Origin of the sequence: Glutamicibacter halophytocola (genome assembly GCF_001302565.1) — a bacterium.
Lineage (GTDB): Bacteria > Actinomycetota > Actinomycetes > Actinomycetales > Micrococcaceae > Glutamicibacter > Glutamicibacter halophytocola.
In genome coordinates this window covers 1,048,003-1,069,511 of sequence record NZ_CP012750.1, presented here as the reverse complement: position 1 = coordinate 1,069,511, position 21,509 = coordinate 1,048,003, and the positions used below count along the sequence as shown (strand labels likewise).

Below are 21,509 nucleotides of genomic sequence, written 5' to 3'. Positions count from 1 at the left end.
TTGCAACGAGATATAACTTTACCGAAGATTTCCGCTAATGCAAAATCGATCCCCTAGCTGCCCCGCAGGATCCTCCGGCGCATCTCCAGCTCCATCAATTCCCTATTGATCTGGGCATATTCCTCGCCTTCCGGCTCCATCTCGGCGCGCTGCAAGCGCCCGATCAGCTCTGCTTTCCGGTGTGTGATTTGAAGCTCAATCAGGCCATTGATGATGTCGGCGCAATAGCGGTTCAGGCTGTGCTCATCAGAGGCCGGAATGCTGGTCACCGCCAGTTCCGAAACGAAGCTGCGCAACTGCTCTGGCACCTCATCGCGGATCACCTCGACCCACGAGGTGGCAGAAGCGCCAGCGCTCGAAGCGGCAACAATTCCGTCATGCACCGCGGCGTGCGCCGGGGCCATGAAACGGGCCTCATAAAATGCCTGCCACTGCTCATCCTGCAAGCGCTGCGGCTGCTGGATCACCACTTCCAGTGCCTGGCGCTCCAGGCGCATCACCGGATCGCGATGATCCGGACGTTCAAAAGCTGGTGCGGCCACGGGTTGTTCAGCGCCCTGCGCCGGGGCCGGCAGTTGCTGCTCGGCATTCTTCGGCAGCCGGGCGCGCTTGATCGACGCCCCCACCGACCGGTTGACGTCCTCGTTGTTCATGCCGAGCCAGCCCGCCAATTCACGGGCATAGGCCGGGCGGATGGCCGAGTCCTTGATCTGGGCGACGATCGGAGCGGTTTGGCGCAGCGCCTGCACGCGGCCCTCCACCGTGTTGAGGTTGAACTTCTTCAGCTCGGCCCGGATCGCGAATTCGAACAGCGGGCGCTTGAGCTCGATCAGCTCGCGCACCGCCTCGTCCCCGCGATGCAGGCGCAGGTCGCAGGGATCAGCCCCGCTGGGCTCCACGCAGACATAGGTCTGGGCGATGAAGCGCTGGTCTTCCTCGAAGGCGCGCAGGGCCGCCTTCTGCCCGGCGGCATCGCCGTCGAAGGTGAAAATCACTTCTCCCCCGGTGCCGTCATCCTGCAGCAGCCGGCGGGCGATCTTGATGTGGTCGGTGCCAAAGGCGGTGCCGCAGGTGGCCACCGCGGTGGTGATCCCTGCCAGGTGGCAGGCCATCACGTCGGTGTACCCTTCCACCACCACGATCTGCCGGCTCTTGGAAATATGCTTCTTGGCCAGATCCAGACCGTAGAGCACCTGCGACTTCTTGTAGAGCCCGGTTTCCGGGGTGTTCAGGTACTTCGGGCCCTGGTCGTCGTCGTAGAGCTTGCGGGCGCCGAAACCGATGGTTGCCCCGGACAGATCGCGGATCGGCCACATGACCCGGCCGCGGAAACGGTCGTAGATCCCGCGATTGCCCTCGGAAAACATGCCGGTCAGCTTCAGCTCGTCATCGGCAAAGCCCTTGGAGCGCAGGTGCTTGAGCAGTGCGTCCCATCCCTTGGGCGCGTAGCCGACGGAGAACTGGGCGGTCACTTCCGGGTCGAAGCCGCGGCCGGCCAGGAACTCGCGTCCGGCGGCCCCTTCGTCGGTGGCCAGCTGGGCGCGGAAGAACTCCTCGGCCACCTTGTGGGCATCGACCAGGCGCTGGCGCTTGCCATAGTCTTCGCGGCGCGGGCCCGGTCCCCCGTCCTCATAATGCAGCTCGTAGTTGATCCGGGCCGCGAGCAGTTCCACGGTCTCGGTGAACGAGGAGTGGTCCATCTTCTGGATGAAGGCGATCACGTCGCCGGATTCGCCGCAGCCGAAGCAGTGGAAGGTGCCCAGCTGCGGGCGGATGTGGAAGGAAGGGCTGCGCTCGTCATGGAAAGGGCACAGGCCCTTGTACGAGCCGATGCCCGCGGATTTGAGCGTGACATAGGATTCGACGACCTCGCGCAGGTCGGTGCGGTTGCGCACCTCGTCGATATCTTCGCGCTTGATCAGCCCTGCCATGATTCCCTTCTAGAACAGTTGTGCTTCAGGGGCTTCGCCCTTGACCAGATATGAATGCCACTCGGTCGCCGAGACGTCGGTGAGCGAGGCGACCTGGTCGATCACCACGCGCAGCTGGGCTGCCTCATCGGCGGCGTCCTCCCAGTCCGCGGCGAAGATCGGCTCCAGGTTGTCCCGGCCGGTCTCCACCAGCAGCTCAACCAGCTCGGCCAGCAGCGTGCGCTGGTCCAGATACAGCGGCTGGCGCACCTCGGAGGTCATCACATAGCTGGCGGCAATGCCCTTCATCACCGCGATTTCATGCTCGGTCTGCTCGGGCACGATCAGGCTCGCGTTGTAGCGGGTCAGCTTGCCGGTGCCATAGCGGGCGCGGGTGGCATCCATGGCCGCAGCCGCAAAGCGGCCGATGAACTGGCTGGTCATGTCCTTCAGCCCGGCCATCGAACGGCGCGACCCGTCAAAGTGCGACACCCATTCGTCGCTGGCTTCCAGCCGGCGCAAGGCCGCCTCGATATCAGCCTCGCCGGTGGCCGGCAGGTACCAGTCCTTCGTGACCTGCAGGGCCCGTTCGCGCTGCAGATCCTGCTTCAGCCAGCGCAGCTGCAGCTGGCCGCCGACAATTGCGTCTTCCACGTCGTGCACGGAGTAGGAGATGTCATCGGCCAGGTCCATGACCTGGCCTTCCATGCAGACCACTCCGGCTCTCGCCTCCGGGACATTGCGCAGCCAGTTGAAGATCGGGGCATCGTCCTGGTACACGCCGAACTTCTTGGTCTTCTTGCCGTTGACCTCGGGCGCATCGGCCTTGAGCCATGGGTATTTGCAGGCCGCATCCAGCGAGGCGCGCGAGAGATTCAGCCCGGCCGAATGCCCGTTGTGCCTGAAGGTCTTGGTTTCCAGCCGGGTGAGCAGGCGCAGGGTCTGGGCGTTGCCCTCGAATCCGCCGATATCCGCAGCGATTTTGTCCAGCGCCTTTTCCCCGTTGTGGCCAAAGGGCGGGTGGCCCAGATCGTGGGCCAGGCAGGCGGTATCCACGACATCCGGATCGCAGCCCAGGGCCGCCCCGAGCTCGCGGCCCACCTGGGCCACTTCCAGCGAGTGGGTGAGCCGGTTGCGCACAAAGTCGTTCTGGTTGGGAGCCACCACCTGGGTTTTGGCGCTCAGCCGGCGCAGCGCCGAGGAGTGCAGCACCCGGGCGCGGTCGCGCTCAAAGGCGGTGCGGTAGGACTTCTTGGCTGGCTCGGGCACCCACCGTTGCGTATCGGCTTCGGCATATCCGGGGATCTGAGTCATGATACCTAGTCTAGTGACATTTTAGGGTGCTCGGCGGTTATCCACTTCGAGCGCTTAGCCTCCGGAAATATCCAGCTCAGCGGCCTTGATCATTTCGCGGTGGGCCTCGCTCATTTCGCGGTTGTCCAGCCATCCGTCGGGCACATGGGTTTTCTTCGGATGGCCGGCTCGCCCGCGGGTGCCTTCGGCAGCCTCGCCGGGGTACGGCAAATCCAGGTCCAGCTGGTCAAGCAGTTCGCGCAGCACCGCCAAGGATGGCACCTGGGCCAGCTGCGAGCGGATTTCCCCGCCGACCGGGTAGCCCTTGAAGTACCAGGCGATGTGCTTGCGGATATCGCGCATCCCCTTGCCCTCGTCCTCGAAGAACTCGCTGAGCAGCTCGCCGTGGCGGTACACGGTGTCGGCCACCTTGCGCACGCCGGGGCGGAAGCGGTCCGCGCGGCCTTCGAAGGCCGCCTGCAGGTCGCCGAAAATCCACGGGCGGCCCTGGCAGCCGCGGCCGACCATGACCCCGGCGGCTCCGGTCTGCTCGACCATGCTGATCGCATCTTCGGCACTGAAAATATCGCCGTTGCCCAGCACCGGCAGGTCGTCCATGGCCTCACGCAGGGTGGTGATGGCCTCCCAATCCGAGTGGCCGGCGTAGTACTGGCCCGCGGTGCGGGCGTGCAGGGTCACTGCCGCGGCCCCGTGATCGCGGGCGATCTTGGCGGACTCCAGGTAGGTCAGGTGGTCCTTGTCGATTCCGGTGCGGACCTTCACGGTCAGCGGGATATCGCCCTTGGCCGCCTCGGAGGTCGCTGCCTCGATGATCGAGGTGAACAGGTCGGTCTTCCAGGGCAGGGCCGAGCCTCCGCCCTTGCGGGTCACCTTGGGGACCGGGCAGCCGAAGTTCAAGTCCACGTGATCGGCCAGGTTCTCGTCAACCACCATGCGCACCGCGGCGCGCACGGTGCCCGGGTCCACGCCGTAGATCTGGATCGAGCGGATCTCTTCGTCGGGGTCGTGCGAGATGATGCGCAGGGATTCCGGGTTGCGTTCCACCAGGGCGCGGGCGGTGACCATTTCGGTGACGAACAGCCCGCCGCCGTATTCGCGGCACAGCCGGCGGAAGGCGCGGTTGGTCACCCCGGCCATGGGTGCAAGAACCACCGGGGTATCGATGGTGAGCTTGCCCAGCTGCAAGGGCGGCAGCTTCAAGGTGGGGGTGTTATTCGGCGCATCAGTCAGGGTCGTCACCTGTCCATTATCGCGCATGCAGGCAAATCGGTAACTGAGATCTTGATCAAATCGTGCCCTGCAGCATCTGGCTTCTGCCCTGCTGCAGGCGGAAAATAGGGCAATGACAAGTAATTTTTCGGTCGCCAGGGTGGCGCTTGTCGCGGTAGCCGCCACCTGTGTGGCCTTGGTTATAGCCGCGTTGCTGGTGGTTGCCCTGCGGCCTTCGGCGCCCTTGCACGAAGAATCAACCCCCGAAGGCGTGGTGCAGCGCTACCTGCTGGCCTATGAGGCCGGGGACCTGGCCGCCGTGCGGGATTACACCGTGGACGGCGAATCCCGCCAGCTGTGCAATCCCGAGTCCCTGGGCAGCGGGCAGCTGGACATCCAGCTGGTCCGCTCCACGGCCAGCGGCTCCCGGGCCAGCGTCCATGCCAGGATCGAAGGCGGCGATTCCACGATTCTTCCGCTGCTCGATGGCTCCAGCTACGAGGATGTGTTCGAGCTGCGCATGGCCCAGGACCGGTGGCTGATCGAGCGCATGCCCTGGCAGGTCGGGCTGTGCACCGAAAAGGAGCTGGGATACTGATGGGCTCCGCGACTTCGGCCAGCAAGGCACCGGCCACCAGCGTGCTGCGCCCGCTGATCATGCACGGCCTGCTGTTTGTGCTGCTGATGCTATTCCCGGCGGGCCTGTCCACGCTGCTGGAGGCGCTGTTCAACGGGTTTGACGGCGAACGGGTTTCCGCCCAGCAGCTGGCGGTGGCCTACTCCTACACCCTGGTCGCCGGGCCGCTGGCCTGGCTGCTGTGGCGGGCGATCCGCAGGACATTGGCCCGGCCTTCAGCCGCCGACTCCGCGATCTGGTCCCTGCAAGCCTCCGGGGTCTACCTGGTTTCACTCATCGCTGCCAGCTGCTCGGTCCTGGGCCTGCTGGCCGGGCTGGTCAACCGGGCGCCGGAGGGCGCCTGGCAATCCTCGCTGGGCACCGCGCTGGGCTGGGGTGCCCTCTGCGCCTGGCAGCACCGGCAGCTGGCCGCCCCGAAAACCGCGCCGCAGCAGCTGGGGCAGCTGGCCGGCACGCTGGGCAATGCCTTCAGCATGCTGCTGTTCGCCCTGTCGCTGGTCTGGGCGCTGCGCGTCGCGGTGCTGATCCTGATCCGCCCGGACACCACGCTGGCCGGCCCTTCCGATCTGGATCGGCTGCTTGCCGCGGTCATCTGGCTGGCCGGTTCCGCGGCCCTGTGGTTCTGGCACTGGAAGTTGCGCCGCGTGCAGGAGCAGGCCGATGGCTTCAGTTCCCTGGCCTTTGTGGTGCTGGCCATCGCGGCCCCCGCGGCCGCCTGTTTGCTGGCCACCGCGGCGCTGGTGTCCTGGGCCCTGCCGCTGCCCTGGGATCCGGCGGCCCAAGCCGAAGAATTCCGGGCCGAGGTCCCGTTGCAGGGCGCGATCATGCTGGCAGCCGGGCTCATCTGGCTCTACCACCAGCTTCAGCTGCGCTCCGGGATGCATGTGGCCGCCACGGCCAGCGCGGCCCGGTTGGCGGTCAGCGGCATCAGCCTGGCGCTGCTGGCCACCGGACTGGGCATGGTGATCAACGCGTTGCTGGCATCCATCTCCGCCCTTCCGGGCAGCAATGCATCGGCCGAGGTGCTCGGCGAGGGCCTGGGCCTGCTGCTGGTCGGCGCCGTCAGCTGGTTCGCGTTCTTCCGCCCGCTGCAACCGGCCTGGCCTGCCTCGCGCGGCGCCTACCTGGTGCTGTTCTTCGGGGCCAGCTCGGTGGTGGCGCTGATTGCGCTGCTGGTGCTGGGTTACCGGATCTTCGCCTACTTCCTGGAACCGGGCACCGGCTACGGGACAATGCTCGATGCCGTGCGCGGACCGCTGGGCTGGCTGGTGTCCACCGCCGCGGTCGCCGCCTACCACTATGCGCTGTGGCGTTCGGGCAGGTCGCAGCGGGCCGAGTCCGCCGCGCAGGATCCGGCCCGATCGCACGCGACGCCACAGCTGCGGACACTGGTGCTGCTCGCCCCGGCCGGATCTGAACGCCTCTTCACGCAGCTCAGGGCCCTCGGGGACCTGAAGGTGCAATGGATCCGCGCCGCCGGCCCGGCACTGGATGACGAGGCCGACGCGGCCGTGTTCGCACGGATCGTTGAACGCCTGGCCACCGAGCCGAGCTCCTTCTTGGCCATCGCCGGATCGGACGGAGCCGTCCAATTCACCGAGCTGGCCTAGGCCTGCTGCCATGTCTACAAGGCAACCTGATCGCCCGCCCTTCAGAACGCGCATCGCCGCACTGCTGGTGGACTACGCGCTGATCCTCGGATGGATGGCGCTGCTTGGCGGTGCGAGCCTGATCCTGGCCCGGGCCACCGGCAGCTTCTACAACTGGCTTGAGCTCGGCGCAATCGGCGCACAGCTGCTGGGTTTTGCCGTATTGGTCCTGCCGGTGGGCATCTACCTGTTCTCCACCGAAGCATCACCGCACCAAGCTACGGTGGGCAAGCGACTGCGCAGGCTGAAGGTCATCGATGCGGGCACCGGCGGCCGGCCGGCCCGTGGACAGGTTCTGGTGCGCACCATCATCAAGCTGCTGCCCTGGGAATTGGCCCATTTCTCGATATGGCACAGTGCGGCACTGGCCGCTGACGGCGCGCAGCAGTGGCCCGGCTGGCTGCTGGCGGTCACCGTGGCCGCCAATCTCCTGCCGGTGGCCTATATCTTGATGGCCGGACTGCAGCGCCATGGCCGAGGTCCGCACGATCTGGCCGCCGGAACCCGGGTGGTTCAGGTTGAAGCAGGCTAGGGCAGCAGGCCCAGCAGCACCCCGCCGGCGGCGGCCATCACGACTACTATCCAAGGGGCCGTTTTCCAGGCCGTCAGCAGCACCAGGCACAGCAGCGCCAGCATGAAGGAAGCCGCCGAGGTGATGGCCGAGGTGAAGACCGGATCATAGAGTGCAGCGGCGAGCACGCCCACCACCGCGGCATTCGCCCCGCGCATCGCCGCGCGTGCCCTGGGCCAGCTGCTGATCCGGTTCCAGAAGGGCAGCACCCCCAGCAGCAGCAGGAAGCCAGGCAGGAAGACCGCCAGCAGCGCCAGGGCCGATCCCAGCAGCCCGCCCGGGCCGGACTCGGCCAGCACCCCCAGGAAGGCGGCGAAGGTGAACAGCGGTCCGGGCACCGCCTGGGCCGCCCCATAGCCGGTGAGGAACTGCTGTTCGCTGACCCATCCGGGTTCCACCAGCGCGCTTTGCAGCAGCGGCAGCACCACATGCCCGCCGCCGAAGACCAGCGCGCCCGAGCGGTAGAAGGCGTCGAGGAAGGCGAGCAGATCGGAGCCGGTAGCCAGGGCCAGCATCGGCAGGCCCACCAGCAGCAGGGCAAAGGCGCACAGGCACGTGATGCCCAGCGCCCGGCTGACCGGCAGGCTGAGCCCTGCCCCGGCGGCCCCATCCTTCTCGCGGCAGAAGCAGTACCCCGCCACCGCGCCGAAGGCAATCGCCGCGATCTGCCCGAGGGAACCGGCCAGCAGCAACGCCGAACCGGCCGCGACCACCGCGATCGAAGCCCTGGTCCGATCCGGTGCCAGGGACTTGGCCATGCCCATCACCGCCTGGGCGATAATGGCCACCGCCACGATCTTCAGCCCGGTGAGCAGGCCGGTGCCCAGCTGCCCGGTGAACAGCGACGCCCCGTAGGCGAAGACCGCCAGCAGCACCGCGGAGGGAAGGGTGAAGGCCAGGAATGCGGCCAGCGCCCCGCGCAGCCCGGCACGATGCAGGCCCAGACCGAAGCCGACCTGGCTGGAGGCGGGTCCGGGAAGGAACTGGCTCAGCGCCACCAATTGCGCATACTGCTGGTCATCGAGCCAGCGGCGGCGGTCGACAAGTTCTGCGCGGAAGTACCCCAGATGGGCGATCGGCCCGCCGAAGGAGGTCACCCCGAGCTTGAGGAAGACCCGGAAGACTTCGCTCGCCGATCCCTGGGTGAGGTGCTGTGGTTCCATGGATTCCAGCATAGGGGCAGCAGGAAAACGGCAGGTAAACGCGTGACCTGCCGCGAACTCTCAGTTCAGGGCCGGGGTTTTTTCCCTGCTCCCTGCCGTCGACTTTCGGTGGCCTGCCAGCGAAGCCAGGGCCACGGCCAGCAGCGTCAGGATCGTGCCCATGACGGTCGCCGGGGAAACCGAGGAACCTGCGGCCGGGGCGAGGACATCGAGCAGCAGCGATCCGATCAGCTGCCCGCCCACGGCCGCCAGGCTGGTGACCAGCACGCCCAGGCGCTTGATCGCCATGACGGTGATGCCCACAAACAGGCAGCCCAGCAGCCCGCCGCTGTAGTACCACCAGTGCGCCGGAAAGGGGTTCAGCCCGATCCCTGCCGGCAGGCGCAGCAGCATCAGCGCCACCAGCACGACAAAGCCGGTGGCGAAGTTCACCAGTGCCGCCGCGGCGGCCGTGCCGTAGGCCGCTGCCTGCACCCCGTTGGAGGCCGATTGGAAGCCCATGAGCACGCCCACCACCGCCGAAAAGATCATCGGCAGCAGCAGGGCCAAGAGGTCGGTGCCGGCACCGCGCGGACTGGCCGCCCAGATCACCCCGGCGATGGTCAGCACGGCGCCAAGCAGGCGCAGTGCGCTGATCTTGCGCGGCGGCGCCCCGCCAAAGCCGATCCGGTCCAGGGCCATGGATCCGATGCACTGCCCGGTGACCAGGCAGACGGTGAACAGCGCCACGCCAACCAGCGCAATCGCGGTGGCCTGGCTGAACACGACCAGCGCGCCCACGACTCCCGCCGCCAGGTACCAGCGCGGGAAATCACCCCGGGCCAGCGCGCCGGGCACCTGTGCCACCGAAGCGCGCACCGGCGGGCTCAGCAGCGCCAGCAGGACCAGGGCCGCCAGGCCCACCCCGAAGCTGATGGTGGATGCGGTGATCGCATCCCCGAGCGCCGCGCCCAGCGCCCCGTTGATGCGCGATTGGGTCGACAGCAGCAGGCCGGCGGCGATGGAGAGCAGCACGAAGAAGAACGTGCCGCCGGTGCGCCGCTGCGCTGCGGTGCCGGGTTTCGGAAGGGTGCTGGGTTTCACGCAAGCTGCTTTCGTGCCGGAGGGCGGAAGGGGCCGGGAGGAGGCAAAAGCGGGACCCGGCGAACCGGGTCCCGCTTGGGCTGGCACTACTTGGCTGCGTCGCTGGCCAGGATGTGCGTGGTCGAAATGACCGTGGCCTGCTCGACGCCGGCCAAGGCATCAATCAGCGACGCCAGGATGAACATCGAGGAGTCCACCTCCAGCTTCACCGGGTACTGGTGGATCAGCATCGCGACCATATCGCGCACCGCCTCGGCCACCTCGTCATCGCTGAAGGCCGGGTTGTGGCCCACCAGCACATCCGAGGGGGCGTCTTCGCGGGCCGGGACATAGCTGACCGCAAAGGCCAGCGGAACCCCGCCCTGGCTCTTGGGCTTATCGCGCAGCACCAGCGCCGCCTGGGCGCCGGTGTGCTCGTCGAGCAGCATGCGCTGGGCCGAACCCACCGTCATCTTGGCCGGATCCCACTGCTCATGGACCTTGTTGTAGAAGTCCATGACCAGCTTGGTCAGCTCGACGCTGCCCGTGGACAGCTCCTCGATCACCCGGTCGTTGGTGTCGAACACCGGCTCGGCCAAGGCGCCGGGCTCCAGGATGACATCGCGCGAGACCTGGATTTCGCCCAGGCCCAGTGCCTTGCAGAAGCCGGCTGCCGCGGTGGCCGGGTCGCCCGGGGTCACCGTGTAGCGGGCCTTGAGCTGCTGGGCCTGATCGGCCGGAATCTGCTGGCGCAGCTTGGCGACCAGCGCGGTGCCCACGCCACTGCGGCGCTGCTCGGCGGCTACCTCGACATACAGCCACAGGCGCTGCGGGTGCAGCGAAGAAGCGAAGACCACGCCGGCGCCGATGGCCACGCCATCAACGCTGGCCACCAGCGTGCGGGAGAACGGCGCATCGCTATTCTCCCGCAGCATGGTGCGATCCTGGTGGGCCTGCGGCGAGCGCGGATCGCCAAAAACCTGCAGCAGCTCCAGGTCGTCCCCGGAGCGCCAATCGCGGAATTCCAGTTCGTTCATCGGGCTCTAGGCTCCGTTCAGGCGCTCGGAAAGGTAGGTGGTGACCTGGTCCAGGGACACGCGTTCCTGGGCCATCGTGTCGCGCTCGCGGATGGTCACTGCCTGGTCTTCGAGGGTGTCGAAGTCCACGGTGATGCAGAATGGGGTGCCGATCTCATCCTGGCGGCGGTAGCGGCGGCCGATGGCGCCGGCATCATCGAAGTCGATGTTCCAGCGCTTGCGCAGCTCGTTGGCCAGGTCCTTGGCCTTCGGCGAGAGGTTCTCGTTGCGCGAGAGCGGCAGCACGGCGGCCTTGACCGGAGCCAGGCGCGGATCGAGCTTGAGCACGGTGCGCTTGTCCACGCCGCCCTTGGTGTTCGGTGCCTCGTCCTCGGTGTAGGCATCGACCAGGAAGGCCATCATGGAACGGGTCAGGCCGAAGGAAGGCTCGATCACGTATGGGGTATAGCGCTCGCCGGTGGCCTGGTTGAAGTAGGACAGCTCGGCGCCCGAAGCCTTGGCATGGCTGGACAGGTCGTAGTCGGTGCGGTTGGCAACGCCCATGAGCTCGCCCCACTCCGAACCCTGGAAGCCGAAGCGGTACTCGAAGTCGATGGTGCCGGCCGAGTAGTGCGCGCGCTCGTCTTCTGGCACGTCGAACTGGCGCAGGTTTTCTTCCTTGATGCCCAGGTCCAGGAACCATGCCCAGCAATCCTTGACCCACTGGTCGAAGAACTTCGGCGCATCTTCCGGCGCGGTGAAGAACTCGATTTCCATCTGCTCGAACTCGCGGGTGCGGAAGATGAAGTTGCCCGGGGTGATCTCGTTGCGGAAGGCCTTGCCAACCTGGCCGATGCCGAATGGCGGCTTCTTGCGGCTCGCGGTGAGCACGTTGGCGAAGTTCACGAAGATGCCCTGCGCGGTTTCTGGGCGCATGAAGGCCAGGCCCGCTTCAGAATCCACTGGACCCAGGAAGGTCTTCATCAGACCGGAGAACATCTGGGGTTCGGTGAACTGGCCCTTGGTTCCGCAATCCGGGCAAGCGATCTCGCTCATGCCGTCCTTGGCCGGACGGCCCTTCTTTGCTTCAAAGGCCTCGATCAGGTGATCCTGGCGGTGGCGCTTGTGGCACTGGATGCACTCGACCAGCGGGTCGGTGAAGGTCGCAACGTGTCCGGATGCTTCCCAGACAGCCTTTGGCAGGATGATCGACGAGTCCAGGCCAACCATGTCTTCGCGGCCGCGAACGAAGTTCTGCCACCACTCGCGCTTGATGTTTTCCTTCAGCTCGGTGCCCAGGGGTCCGTAATCCCATGCGGAACGGGAACCACCGTAAATCTCACCAGCCTGGAAAACGAAGCCTCGACGCTTTGCGAGGGAAATTACCTGATCTAGCTTGGACTGTGGCGCCATATCAACTCCAATGGAAATTACGAGGCCGCTGGTTGCGGTCCGTAGAAAAATACATACCGTTCAAGGGTATCGTTTCCACGGCTCTGAGACTAAGCGGATGCGGGTAACGCGAAAGTGAACTTCCCCGCTCTTCGCTGCATCATGGCACCTTCCTCTCCCAGATAGGGAAGAATGGAAGCCATGAGTGCCAATGAAGCTTTTGACCTAGAAATCCGCGACGAATCCATCCGCTTGGGCCAGCTGCTTAAACTGGCATCCCTCGCCGAGGACGGAATCCATGCCAAGGAGCTCATTTCTGAGGGCATCGTCACTGTTAATGGCAAGGTCGACACCCGCCGCGGAGCTCAGATTCGCCCGGGCGACGTCGTCTGCGTCAATGGCGAGTGCGTGAAGGTCGCGTCGCAGCAGTAGTCACTTCTGCCCGAGAACGACCTTCTTGAGAAACGCGTTAACGTCTTCAAGTTCTTCCATGCTGACCGAGTGCCCGATCTGCGGATAGGTTTCGCTGGTCAGCTCGGCGTGCTTGGACACCCATCCAAGGGTGTATTCAATCTTGTCCCGGGTGATCACCGGATCTGCCAGATCCCTGCCCCAGAACAGTGGAATGGGATTGCGTTGCACTACTGCGTCGTCGAAAATCTCTAGATCGCGCGGTTCAACGGCAAAACCGGAAAGTCCCACCACCGCGGTGATAGCGTCGCGCTGGAATCGGGCCAACGAAGTTGCCATCGCCATGCCTTGCGAGAACCCCAGCAGCGTCACCGACGAATGTTGCTTGCTCAGAGGTTCCAGCAGCGCCCATAGCGCCACCACGCTTTGTGAGACTGCCTCGGCCGAGTAATCAATTTCTTGGGTCAGCGGGAACCAGCAGTATCCCGGACCGGTTTGCAAGGGTGCGCGCACCGATAGATAAGTGAACTCTTCCGGAAGGTATTGCGAGAGCCCCATCAGATCTTGTTCATTTGATCCGTACCCGTGCAGGAACACCAGAAGTGGCGTGCCCAATCGAGAATCGTCGTTGCGGGAAATGATGGCGACCGGCGCGGTCTCGGATGAAGTCATGTGCTCAAGATTAGCGAATACCGCAGTCGGCGGTCGGCCGCATTGCCCAGTAATCACCGGCAGATGAAAGAATTTTCCTTTCAACGAACATTGTGAACGACGTTTTTCATTCGGGCAGCATTGAACTTGTTGGCTGAATTGCGCGCACAAAGAGCGCGCGAGATTCGCGGCGACTGAAAAATCTTGTCACTCTGGATATGTTGATGGTTTCTAAGCCGGCGTCTGGTCAATTCAGTAGGAACTGACTGAAAAAAAATTTTCATTCCCGGACGCAGCAGGTGTCCTCTATGCCGAAGAAGACGGCCAGAAGTCGCGTTGGGCTTAGGCAATCAGCATCGATGCTGTCACCGTTCCGTGCTTATGGGTGGTTTGAAATTCCGTAGTGACAGAAAATTTTTGTCACTCAACGATTCACAGATGATCCGTGCCGGTCAGGCAGAGTCAGCTAGTGGGTCCGGTTCTACCGGATAGCCGAGAACTCTCCTGATGTCTGAGTTCAATTGAACCTGTGGGATAGAGCGCGGATCAGGTCTCTGCGGGCAATGATCGTTCACGTGATCCAAGCTCTCCACAACATCAACGCTCTCTGGAGTAACAATTACATGCAGCCCATGTGGCGTTAGCCAAGATCTAGTTCCATCGGGCCGAGCCTGAATTTTCCAACCTAATGCATGCTTGAACATTTGATGCTGCTTGCACAACAGGTGCATATTGTCTCGATCGGTTTTGCCACCATGGGCCCAATCGTCAATATGATCCATTTCTGAACGGTCAGCACTGCGACGGCAGCCGGGGAAACAACAGTGAACATCCCTGTGCCGAAGCAAATCCTTCATTCCCTGAGTGGGTTTGTACTTTTTGCGTTCAACATCAATAACTGCGCCTGTCCACGGGTCAGTCAGCACGCGTTGGAAAGACGGCGCATCCTGAGCCAATTGCAGCGCCAGGCCTGCAGGGATAGGTCCTACGCCTTCCAAATCAGCAAGGGCTCTGGTGGGATCTACCAACATGTCCAGCGCCGGAATAGTAATCGACAAACGCGGCTTCAGTGGAGTTCCTTCGCTGCCTGGCCAACCGTTGATCAATGCGTCAGCGTACAAATCCGCCATCAGCTGATCGCTGGTGCGCTCGTCATCGGGGTCATTAACCTGGTCCGCCGCCCAGCGAAGCGTACTGGCTATTGACTTGATTACGTCTGCACGGTGATTGAGCTTGATGGTGCCCATTCCGCTGTCATCATCTATCCAGTACGAGACTTTGCGCGAAGCTTCTGATTTCCTGTGGCGTTCTTCAGCTGACTCCGGGTTCATCCGATCGTGAAACCGCCGGGCCCTTTGATAAATGGAATCATCACTAGCCGTTTTAGCAGCGGGCAGCAGGATGTGCTCCATGATCTCGATTTGTTCTGGAGTGAGATCCTGGGCGCTTTTTACCAAGAAGCGAGCGGCTTTCAAGGTAATCTCCCCAGCAGCTAACGCCATCAGGGTGTCTTTGCAGACGTAGCGCAATCCCTTTGCATAGAACATTCGCTTGCTAACCATCTGCGGAGTTTCCCTCAAGGCGATGGCTGCTTCAGCAATGAAGTTGGAGTTGATCATCTGCTCATCGCCGGGGTCGACACGATAGTATCCGGCGCTGCGCTCAGCTTCGCGAGCCTCCTCAGGCGAGTCGGATCGCAATTCAGCAAGGGTGTCGGAGAATCCTTCACCAATCTGTTCAACTGTGTCAGCCAGCAAAGTGGCAGTAAGCCCTTCAAGATGGCTGTGCATCCGCTGAATCTTCTTCAACCGACCCAGGGCATCGGCAGCCCCGGAAACCGGGCCGGCATCAAAAAGCTCGGCCGCTGTATTCATCATCGGTCCATTAAACAGTTGATGCTCAATATGGCTCGCAAAGAATGAATCCGCGTGCGATTCCTTGCGTGCGCCCGGAGGCAGCAACGGCAGACGATGTTCATCGTCATATTCTTCTGTAAATTCTGGATTTCCCATATTTAATTTTCCCGCCAGGCACCGACAGTTTGGCCCTGATTATCACGGAATGTGGACAGAGATCAGAAATTTTTTTCTTGAATTTCTCGTCATGAATTCGGGCGTTGCCACGGCTAGCCAGTCGGCAGGTCTCCAGTGCCCAGTCATGTGTGATTGCGAAATGGTAAATCTTTCACCCATCGAGTGTTCGAAGCTACTTTTCATGTTTGGCTAGTAATAAGATGCAATTAATCACGCCAATGAATTTTCCTCAGCAGAGTGCTGGGTATCTACGAATGAAGGTGCAACGAAAAATAGTGAGATCCTCAACGATTTCGATGAGTCGATTCCTGATGATGGGATCAATTTTGGATATATCGAGGACGAGTTTTCCACAGGATCCAATTTTATTGATATGTCCTTCTCAGTGATGCCGATACTCCTGGGTTTGTTTGTGGTGGTCTTCGTCGCCGCGGTGATATTCACCGTCTACGTTCAGACGCGAAATTACCGCAAGATCAAAAGCGCTGGAATGGATCCGATTACTTTCGAATCCGACCTGAAGACTAAATTGGCTCAATCCAGCCTGTTGGCACCCAAGCAGTCCCTGGAAGCTAAATTGGAGGAGCTCTCCGGCCTCCGGTCCCGTGGAGTGATTACAGCCGAAGAATACGCGCAGGCTCGCCAGGATCTACTCAGGGACTGGCGCGACGGGTGAAGTAGATCATCCCGGAGGCTGATTGACGGACAGTTACCATAGGGTAACAATGTAGATTGTGCCTAAAGATCTAGACCTTGAAACTCCCGATTCCACAACAGAGACACTTCATCCATGGCGTCGCTTCGTCGCTTTGGGCGACTCTTTCACCGAAGGAATCGGTGACCCCGATCCATCAAATCCCGGCCGGCATTTGGGCTGGGCCGACCGTCTGGCCCAGGAGCTGAGCAGCACGGTTCCGGACTTTTCCTATGCAAATCTGGCGATCCGCGGCCGGTTGATCGGGCAGATCGTCTCGGAGCAGGTTGCTCCGGCCATTGATTTGAAGCCGGATCTGATTTCACTGTGTGCAGGCGGCAATGACGTGCTGCGCCCGGGCGGGGATCCGGACAAGATCGCCGATATTCTCGACGGAGCGGTGGCCGAGCTGAGCGCGACGGGTGCGACGCTGCTGATCGTCACCGGTCCGGATATTCGCGATACGCCGGTGCTGGGCAGCATCCGCGGCAAGGTGGCGATCTACAACGAGAATATCCGCACCGTGGCAGCGCGCTATGACGCGATCGTGGCCGACATGTGGGCTTTGCGCGAACTGCACCAGTCGCAGATGTGGGCACCGGATCGCCTGCACTTCTCCCCCTTGGGCCATCAGCGGATTGCGGCCATGGCCCTGGATTCCCTGAACGTGCCCCACTCGATCGACACCGAGGTGGCACCCGTGGCGGATGTTCGAAGCTGGCGGGAGGCGCGGATCGAAGACCTGCAGTGGGCACGCGAGCACCTGGCTCCGTGGGTCTTGCGCCGGTTGCGCCATCAGTCCTCGGGCGACGGAATCACCCCGAAGCGCCCTTCTGCGGTGCCGTTCACCGCGCCAAAACCCAACGATTCCCTGGGCGCCGGCGACAGCGCGCAGTAGTAGCACTGCAGCAGCACTGTGGCAGTACAGCATGAAGGGACAGCGTCCACCGAAAACTGGTGGGGCTGTCCCTTCGCGGTGCTGATCTAGCGGCTGAAAACCAGGCCGCGCAAAACGCCTTCGAGCTGGCTTGCATCGGTGAGGAAGCCATCGTGGCCGATCGGCGAATCGATGTAGTGCACCGGCGTGGGGGTGGCCAGGGAAGCGGCCAGCTGTTCGGATTGCTCCGGGAAGTACAACCGGTCCGAGCTCACCGCGGCCACCACCACATTGACCTTTTCAAGCCGAGCCAGTGCGACGCCCAGCGATTCGTAGCCACGAGCCACGTCATGGCTCATCAGCGCCTCGGTGAGCAGCAGGTAGCTGTTGGCATCAAAACGATTCACCAGCTTGGCCGCCTGGTGATCCAGGTAGCTTTCCACCTGGTAGCGCCCGCGCGAGCCGTCGAACTGGCCGGCAGGCTGCTCGCCGGGCTGCGCGGCCCGGCCAAAGCGGGCCTGGAGCTCGGCCTCGGAACGATAGGTGATGTGCGCCAGGCGCCGGGCCAGGCCCAGGCCTTCATCCGGCCGCGCACCGCTGGAGTAGTAATCGCCGCCGTTGAAGTTCGGATCCAGCCGGATGGACTGGGTCTGCACCTGGGCAAAAGCGATTTGTTCCGCGGTGGCCTGGGCGCACGAGGCCATCACCACCAGGTTCTTGACCTGTTCGGGGAACTCGACGGCGTATTCCAAGGCGCGCGCCCCGCCCATCGACCCGCCAATCACCGCATGCCAGGAGGTGATGCCCAGCAATTGTGCGAGGCGCGCTTCGAGGCGCACCGCGTCCTTGATGGTGACAAAGGGGAAGCGCGATCCATAGGGCACGCCATGCTCGTCGGGCGACGACGGGCCGGTGGAACCATTGCAGCCGCCGATCATGTTCACGGCGAGAACGAAGTACTTGCTGGTATCGATGGTGGCCCCGGGGCCGACAAACCCGTCCCACCAGCCGGCGCTGCGCGAATCGCCCTGGGCGACGTGGGCGTCGCCGGTCAGCGCATGCATCACCAGCACGGCGTTGGAGCCGTCGGCATCGAGGGTGCCCCAGCTTTCGTAGGCCAGCTCTACCTGTGGCAGGTAGCCGCCGAATTCGAAGTGGTGCCCGCCGACGGCCCTGCGGCGCATCATGCCGTCCCGGCCCTCGGCGAGCTGTGGTTCTTCGGTGGTTGCAATGGATGCCATGCCTAGAGGGTTTCCTGCAATTCCTTGTTAGCCCCGGCCGAGTCGCCCAGGGCGGCAACAGCATTGAAGCCCAGTTCCAGGTCGGCCAGGATGTCCTTGATATTTTCCAGACCCACGCTGATCCGGACCAGTCCCGGGCTCACCCCGGCGGCGATCTGGTCGGCCTCGGACAGCTGCGCATGGGTGGTGGAGGCCGGGTGGATGGCCAGCGAGCGGACATCGCCGATGTTGGCCACGTGGGAGTGCAGCTCAAGCGCGTCCACAAACGCCTGGCCGGCCGCCGCGCCGCCAGCCAGTTCGAAGGCGATGATCGAGCCGGCACCGTGATCGCTGTACTTCTTGGCGCGCTCGAACCATGGCGAGGAGGCCAGGCCGGCATAGGCGACCTTCTGCACCTCGGCGCGGGCCTCGAGCCAGCTGGCGGCCTCGCGCGCATTTTCGCCATGGCGCTCGATGCGCAGGGACAGGGTTTCCAGCCCCTGGGCGATCAGGAAGGCGTTGAATGGGGAGACCGAGGCGCCCAGGTCGCGCAGCAGCTGCACGCGCGCCTTGAGGATGTAGGCCAAGTTGGCACCGAGAATGCCGTTCACGCCCAGATCGCGGGCGAATACCAGGGAATTGTAGGACTCGTCCGGGGTGTTGAAGCCCGGGAAGCGCTCCGGGTCCTGGGCGAAGTCGAAGTTGCCCGAGTCCACGATCACCCCGGCGATCGCATTGCCGTGCCCGCCCAGGAACTTGGTGGCCGAGTGGATGACGATGTCGGCGCCGAATTCGATCGGGCGAATCAGGTACGGGGTGGCCAGGGTGTTGTCCACCAGCAGCGGCACGCCATTTTCGTGGGCGATCTTGGCGACTTCCTCGATATCCAGCACGTCCTGGCGCGGGTTGGAAATGGTTTCGCCGAAGAAGGCCTTGGTGTTCGGGCGGACCGCGTCGCGCCAGTCCTGCAGGTTATCCGGGTCGGCCACGAAGGTGACCTCGATGCCCAGGCGCTTGAGCGTGTGCTTGAGCAGGTTCTGGGTTCCGCCGTAGAGGCTGGGGCTGGCCACCAGGTGGTCGCCGGCCTCGGCCAGGTTCAGGATCGCGAAGGTGGTGGCTGCCTGGCCCGAGGAGAGCAGCAGGGCACCTACGCCGCCTTCCAGATCGGCGATCCGGGTTTCCACCGCGTCGGTGGTCGGGTTGCCGATGCGGGTGTAGATCGGTTCCAGCTCCTGCAGCGCGAAGCGCGCGGCAGCGCTCTGCGCGGTCGGGAAGACAAAGGAAGTGGTCTGGAAGATCGGCAAGGCCCGCGCTCCGGTGGCGGGATCCGGGGTCTGCCCGGAGTGGATCTGACGGGTTTCAAATGACCAGTTGCTGCTCATGGTTTCCTCCAAAATAGTTCATGCGACTTTGGGGGTAGACCACTGAGAAGACACCGAGAGGAAAGACCTCGCCACGAAGCCTTCCAGGGTTACCCGCGCTTGTCCCCAGCTGCCTTGTGCACCTGGGGGCCAGGTCTTCACCCGGGGCACCCCACCGCGGTTGGAGGGTTGCCGCCCAGTAAGCCGGGGCTTGTTACTGGGACTCATGACCTGTTTCCAGTGTGCCCGAAAACCGAAGATTTTTGCAATGCGGGCACTGCAAAATGGTCTCAATCGGTCATATTTCACATCCATGGCGCTTTTGCCGCAGGGAATTCGATTCCGCCAAAAATCTTAGGGTCGCCTAAGTAGAGACTGCGGTCACATGTTGTCATGATGGGCACATGATGAGGCTAGATCACGTTAGTTATGCCTGTGGCCCGGATGGGCTGCTGCCAACCGCGCAAAGAATCTCCGAGTCGCTCGGCCTGGAATTCGTCAAGGGAGGCGTGCATTCCAGGTTCGGGACACGCAATGTCATCTTCCCGCTCAAGCATGGCCAGTACCTCGAAGTGGTCGAGGTGCTCAACCACCCGGCCAGCGACAAGGCCCCCTTCGGCCAGGCGGTGCGGGCCCGTTCGGAGCTCGGCGGCGGCTGGATGGGCTGGTGCGTTTCGGTGGACGATCTATCCAGCGCCGAAGACCGCCTGGGCCGCAAGTCGGTTCCGGGCAACCGCAAATTCCCCGACGGCCGAGAGCTGACCTGGCAGCAGATCGGCATCAAGGGCCTGATCGCCGACCCGCAGTGCCCCTACCTGATCTCCTGGGACGAGGAAGCCAAGGACCTGCATCCTTCCAAGGCCCTGGAGCCCACCGGGGAGATCAGCGGGATCTCGATCGCCGGGTCGCGCGATCGGGTCCTGGAATGGCTGGGCCAGCCCCAGAACGTGCACCTCGGCGCGGTGACCATGGACTACCAGGCGCCCAATGGCACCCCGGGCATCTTGTCGGTGACCTTTGAAACGCAGAACGGTCCTGTGGTGTTGTAGTACGTCGGCAGGCGGGGACAATGGCGTCCCCGCCTGCCATTTTTTATGCGCTGGCATCAAGGCGCTTGCCCAGGACCAGGACGTGCTGGTCTTCAAATCCCAGCCGCTCGTAAAAGCCGCGCACCGCGGCATTTTCCTCGCGCACCATCAGCTGCACCTTGGGCACGCCGCACTGCGTGAGCCAATCACTGGCGGCCTGGACCATCTGGGCGCCCAGTCCGCTGCCCTGCCGCCGCGGGTCCACTGCCACATAATAGAGCCAGCCGCGGTGCCCATCATGTCCGACCATCGCGGTGGCGATCACCTGTGAACCCTCGCTCGCCGCCAGCACCGTCGAGGTAGAGGTTTCCAAGGCTCGAAGGGTATCGGCGCAGGGGTCGTTCCACGGCCGGGTCAGCTCGGTGGCGTCCCAGAGCGCAACGGCTTCGGGAATCTGCTGCGCAGCCAGCACTGAAATCTTCATTCCTGCAGTGTATCCGCGCTAGGCGCCGATCCCGATCGCCGGGCCGATCAGGGCATATCCGACAAAGCCGATGGCGTCGAGCATAAAGTGCGCGATCACCAGCGGCATCACCCGCCCGTACTTGTGGTAGACCCAGCCGAAGACCACGCCCATGAGCATATTGCCGATCATCGGCCCCGCGCCCTGGTACAGGTGGTAGCTGCCGCGGATCACCGCCGAGGCAATGATCGTGGTCCACAACCCCAGGTTCAGCTTCTTCGCATAGCTGAACAGGAAGCCGAGCATCAGCACTTCTTCAAGCACCGCATGGCGCACCGCGGAGAGCAGCAGCACCGGCACACTCCACCAGTAGTCCCCCAGGTTGGCCGCGGAAATCGCGGTGGTGATGCCCAGCCCCCGGCCTGCCGCGTAGACGCCCAGGGTGCCAAGCCCCATGGCCAGAAACAGCCCGGCGCCGAACAAGGCGTCCTTGCCCGGGGCGCGCAGGTCAAAACCGATCTCCCGCACTCCCCGCCCGGTGCTGCGTTTCATCAGGTACAGGGCCAGCAGCACCGGAACCAGCGCAAAGACGATGTCCAGCAGCTGATAGGAGAAGTCGAAAAATTCGCGGGTGCTCAACGGGTTGTTCAGCGAGGTCGTCTGCTCGCGCAGCGGCGCCCTGGTGGCCTTGTCGGCAAAACTCAGGATCGAATAGATCGCGCTTTGCCCCAGGGACAGGGCCAGCACCAGGGCGATCTCGAATTTCAGGATCTTGGCATTCACGTTCTCGATCATAGGCTGATCAGGCTGTGCGCGGGCTGAGGTAGCCTGAAGACAGCGAATTAAAG

At 63.5% G+C, this 21,509-nt stretch carries 20 protein-coding genes and 1 riboswitch; of the genes, 7 read left to right on the top strand and 13 right to left on the bottom strand.

Annotated features, from left to right (window positions below):
* Nucleotides 1-53: 53 nt before the first annotated feature.
* From dnaG to dusB, 3 genes are read right to left on the bottom strand one after another with little or no spacing between them, the layout of a single operon-like run.
* Nucleotides 54-1,931: a DNA primase gene (dnaG, locus tag AOZ07_RS04975; RefSeq protein WP_060700991.1), complete on the bottom strand. Its 1,878-nt coding sequence runs from the start codon at nucleotides 1,929-1,931 to the stop codon at nucleotides 54-56.
* Between the two features lie 9 nt (nucleotides 1,932-1,940).
* The gene (locus tag AOZ07_RS04970; protein ID WP_060700990.1) at nucleotides 1,941-3,224 is read right to left on the bottom strand and encodes a deoxyguanosinetriphosphate triphosphohydrolase; all 1,284 of its coding nucleotides are present in this window, start codon (nucleotides 3,222-3,224) and stop codon (nucleotides 1,941-1,943) included.
* A gap of 54 nt (nucleotides 3,225-3,278) precedes the next feature.
* The gene (gene dusB, locus AOZ07_RS04965) at nucleotides 3,279-4,481 is read right to left on the bottom strand and encodes a tRNA dihydrouridine synthase DusB (RefSeq protein ID WP_060700989.1); all 1,203 of its coding nucleotides are present in this window, start codon (nucleotides 4,479-4,481) and stop codon (nucleotides 3,279-3,281) included.
* A gap of 85 nt (nucleotides 4,482-4,566) precedes the next feature.
* Between dusB and AOZ07_RS04960 the strand changes: the two genes are divergently transcribed.
* From AOZ07_RS04960 to AOZ07_RS04950, 3 genes are read left to right on the top strand one after another with little or no spacing between them, the layout of a single operon-like run.
* On the top strand, nucleotides 4,567-5,031 hold the full coding sequence (locus AOZ07_RS04960; RefSeq protein ID WP_194943803.1) for a hypothetical protein: 465 nt from the start codon (nucleotides 4,567-4,569) through the stop codon (nucleotides 5,029-5,031).
* Nucleotides 5,031-6,680, top strand: a complete 1,650-nt coding sequence (locus AOZ07_RS18715) for a DUF5671 domain-containing protein (protein ID WP_060700987.1) — start codon at nucleotides 5,031-5,033, stop codon at nucleotides 6,678-6,680. Before AOZ07_RS04960 ends, AOZ07_RS18715 begins: the two co-directional genes overlap by 1 nt.
* A 10-nt stretch (nucleotides 6,681-6,690) precedes the next feature.
* On the top strand, nucleotides 6,691-7,251 hold the full coding sequence (locus AOZ07_RS04950; protein ID WP_075972421.1) for an RDD family protein: 561 nt from the start codon (nucleotides 6,691-6,693) through the stop codon (nucleotides 7,249-7,251).
* Here AOZ07_RS04950 and chrA read toward each other — a convergent pair.
* The 4 genes from chrA to AOZ07_RS04930 form a co-directional block, all read right to left on the bottom strand.
* Nucleotides 7,248-8,453: a chromate efflux transporter gene (chrA, locus tag AOZ07_RS04945; protein ID WP_084793138.1), complete on the bottom strand. Its 1,206-nt coding sequence runs from the start codon at nucleotides 8,451-8,453 to the stop codon at nucleotides 7,248-7,250. The genes AOZ07_RS04950 and chrA overlap by 4 nt on opposite strands.
* 60 nt (nucleotides 8,454-8,513) lie before the next feature.
* On the bottom strand, nucleotides 8,514-9,536 hold the full coding sequence (locus tag AOZ07_RS04940) for a DMT family transporter (RefSeq protein ID WP_084793137.1): 1,023 nt from the start codon (nucleotides 9,534-9,536) through the stop codon (nucleotides 8,514-8,516).
* Nucleotides 9,537-9,622: 86 nt separating this feature from the next.
* Nucleotides 9,623-10,552, bottom strand: a complete 930-nt coding sequence (locus AOZ07_RS04935) for a GNAT family N-acetyltransferase (protein ID WP_060700984.1) — start codon at nucleotides 10,550-10,552, stop codon at nucleotides 9,623-9,625.
* Nucleotides 10,553-10,558: 6 nt separating this feature from the next.
* Nucleotides 10,559-11,944, bottom strand: coding sequence for a glycine--tRNA ligase (locus AOZ07_RS04930; protein ID WP_060700983.1), 1,386 nt, complete (start codon nucleotides 11,942-11,944; stop codon nucleotides 10,559-10,561).
* A gap of 180 nt (nucleotides 11,945-12,124) precedes the next feature.
* Between AOZ07_RS04930 and AOZ07_RS04925 the strand changes: the two genes are divergently transcribed.
* Nucleotides 12,125-12,355 carry an RNA-binding S4 domain-containing protein gene (locus AOZ07_RS04925; protein ID WP_060703304.1) on the top strand — a complete coding sequence of 77 codons (231 nt, stop codon included), beginning with the start codon at nucleotides 12,125-12,127 and terminating at the stop codon, nucleotides 12,353-12,355.
* Here AOZ07_RS04925 and AOZ07_RS04920 read toward each other — a convergent pair whose 3' ends face one another.
* Together AOZ07_RS04920 and AOZ07_RS04915 are read right to left on the bottom strand one after the other, a co-directional pair.
* Nucleotides 12,356-13,006: an alpha/beta hydrolase gene (locus AOZ07_RS04920; RefSeq protein ID WP_060700982.1), complete on the bottom strand. Its 651-nt coding sequence runs from the start codon at nucleotides 13,004-13,006 to the stop codon at nucleotides 12,356-12,358.
* A gap of 431 nt (nucleotides 13,007-13,437) precedes the next feature.
* On the bottom strand, nucleotides 13,438-14,997 hold the full coding sequence (locus tag AOZ07_RS04915; RefSeq protein WP_084793136.1) for an HNH endonuclease signature motif containing protein: 1,560 nt from the start codon (nucleotides 14,995-14,997) through the stop codon (nucleotides 13,438-13,440).
* A gap of 394 nt (nucleotides 14,998-15,391) precedes the next feature.
* On the opposite strand from AOZ07_RS04915, the gene AOZ07_RS04910 reads away from it, so the two are divergent.
* Complete coding sequence (locus tag AOZ07_RS04910; protein ID WP_060700980.1) at nucleotides 15,392-15,694, top strand: SHOCT domain-containing protein; 303 nt, start codon at nucleotides 15,392-15,394, stop codon at nucleotides 15,692-15,694.
* Nucleotides 15,695-15,752: 58 nt separating this feature from the next.
* Nucleotides 15,753-16,610: an SGNH/GDSL hydrolase family protein gene (locus tag AOZ07_RS04905; RefSeq protein WP_060700979.1), complete on the top strand. Its 858-nt coding sequence runs from the start codon at nucleotides 15,753-15,755 to the stop codon at nucleotides 16,608-16,610.
* A gap of 86 nt (nucleotides 16,611-16,696) precedes the next feature.
* On the opposite strand, the gene metX is transcribed toward AOZ07_RS04905, so the two are convergent.
* Both metX and AOZ07_RS04895 read right to left on the bottom strand, forming a co-directional pair.
* Nucleotides 16,697-17,830 (bottom strand): homoserine O-acetyltransferase MetX, encoded by a 1,134-nt coding sequence (metX, locus tag AOZ07_RS04900; RefSeq protein WP_060700978.1) that lies wholly within the window; start codon nucleotides 17,828-17,830, stop codon nucleotides 16,697-16,699.
* 2 nt (nucleotides 17,831-17,832) lie between these two features.
* Entirely contained in the window at nucleotides 17,833-19,191 is a 1,359-nt protein-coding gene (locus AOZ07_RS04895) for a bifunctional o-acetylhomoserine/o-acetylserine sulfhydrylase (RefSeq protein WP_060703303.1), read from the bottom strand.
* A gap of 90 nt (nucleotides 19,192-19,281) precedes the next feature.
* Nucleotides 19,282-19,402: riboswitch (SAM riboswitch) on the bottom strand.
* 172 nt (nucleotides 19,403-19,574) lie between these two features.
* Between AOZ07_RS04895 and AOZ07_RS04890 the strand changes: the two genes are divergently transcribed.
* Nucleotides 19,575-20,219, top strand: a complete 645-nt coding sequence (locus tag AOZ07_RS04890) for a VOC family protein (RefSeq protein ID WP_060700977.1) — start codon at nucleotides 19,575-19,577, stop codon at nucleotides 20,217-20,219.
* A gap of 43 nt (nucleotides 20,220-20,262) precedes the next feature.
* Here the strand turns inward: AOZ07_RS04890 and AOZ07_RS04885 are convergent, their stop codons facing one another.
* The gene (locus AOZ07_RS04885; protein WP_060700976.1) at nucleotides 20,263-20,682 is read right to left on the bottom strand and encodes a GNAT family acetyltransferase; all 420 of its coding nucleotides are present in this window, start codon (nucleotides 20,680-20,682) and stop codon (nucleotides 20,263-20,265) included.
* Between the two features lie 18 nt (nucleotides 20,683-20,700).
* Complete coding sequence (locus AOZ07_RS04880; protein ID WP_060700975.1) at nucleotides 20,701-21,456, bottom strand: CPBP family intramembrane glutamic endopeptidase; 756 nt, start codon at nucleotides 21,454-21,456, stop codon at nucleotides 20,701-20,703.
* Between the last annotated feature and the right edge of the window lie 53 nt (nucleotides 21,457-21,509).

Coding starts and splice junctions, on each gene's coding strand:
- metX (WP_060700978.1), bottom strand. CDS start 17,830: ATGGCATCCATTGCAACCACCGAAGAACCACAGCTCGCCGAGGGCCGG.
- AOZ07_RS04950 (WP_075972421.1), top strand. CDS start 6,691: ATGTCTACAAGGCAACCTGATCGCCCGCCCTTCAGAACGCGCATCGCC.
- AOZ07_RS04925 (WP_060703304.1), top strand. CDS start 12,125: ATGAGTGCCAATGAAGCTTTTGACCTAGAAATCCGCGACGAATCCATC.
- AOZ07_RS04880 (WP_060700975.1), bottom strand. CDS start 21,456: ATGATCGAGAACGTGAATGCCAAGATCCTGAAATTCGAGATCGCCCTG.
- AOZ07_RS04960 (WP_194943803.1), top strand. CDS start 4,567: ATGACAAGTAATTTTTCGGTCGCCAGGGTGGCGCTTGTCGCGGTAGCC.
- AOZ07_RS04930 (WP_060700983.1), bottom strand. CDS start 11,944: ATGGCGCCACAGTCCAAGCTAGATCAGGTAATTTCCCTCGCAAAGCGT.
- dnaG (WP_060700991.1), bottom strand. CDS start 1,931: ATGGCAGGGCTGATCAAGCGCGAAGATATCGACGAGGTGCGCAACCGC.
- AOZ07_RS04895 (WP_060703303.1), bottom strand. CDS start 19,191: ATGAGCAGCAACTGGTCATTTGAAACCCGTCAGATCCACTCCGGGCAG.
- AOZ07_RS04935 (WP_060700984.1), bottom strand. CDS start 10,552: ATGAACGAACTGGAATTCCGCGATTGGCGCTCCGGGGACGACCTGGAG.
- AOZ07_RS04890 (WP_060700977.1), top strand. CDS start 19,575: ATGATGAGGCTAGATCACGTTAGTTATGCCTGTGGCCCGGATGGGCTG.
- AOZ07_RS04970 (WP_060700990.1), bottom strand. CDS start 3,224: ATGACTCAGATCCCCGGATATGCCGAAGCCGATACGCAACGGTGGGTG.
- AOZ07_RS04910 (WP_060700980.1), top strand. CDS start 15,392: ATGTCCTTCTCAGTGATGCCGATACTCCTGGGTTTGTTTGTGGTGGTC.
- AOZ07_RS04915 (WP_084793136.1), bottom strand. CDS start 14,997: ATGGGAAATCCAGAATTTACAGAAGAATATGACGATGAACATCGTCTG.
- AOZ07_RS04920 (WP_060700982.1), bottom strand. CDS start 13,006: ATGACTTCATCCGAGACCGCGCCGGTCGCCATCATTTCCCGCAACGAC.
- chrA (WP_084793138.1), bottom strand. CDS start 8,453: ATGGAACCACAGCACCTCACCCAGGGATCGGCGAGCGAAGTCTTCCGG.
- dusB (WP_060700989.1), bottom strand. CDS start 4,481: ATGCGCGATAATGGACAGGTGACGACCCTGACTGATGCGCCGAATAAC.
- AOZ07_RS18715 (WP_060700987.1), top strand. CDS start 5,031: ATGGGCTCCGCGACTTCGGCCAGCAAGGCACCGGCCACCAGCGTGCTG.
- AOZ07_RS04885 (WP_060700976.1), bottom strand. CDS start 20,682: ATGAAGATTTCAGTGCTGGCTGCGCAGCAGATTCCCGAAGCCGTTGCG.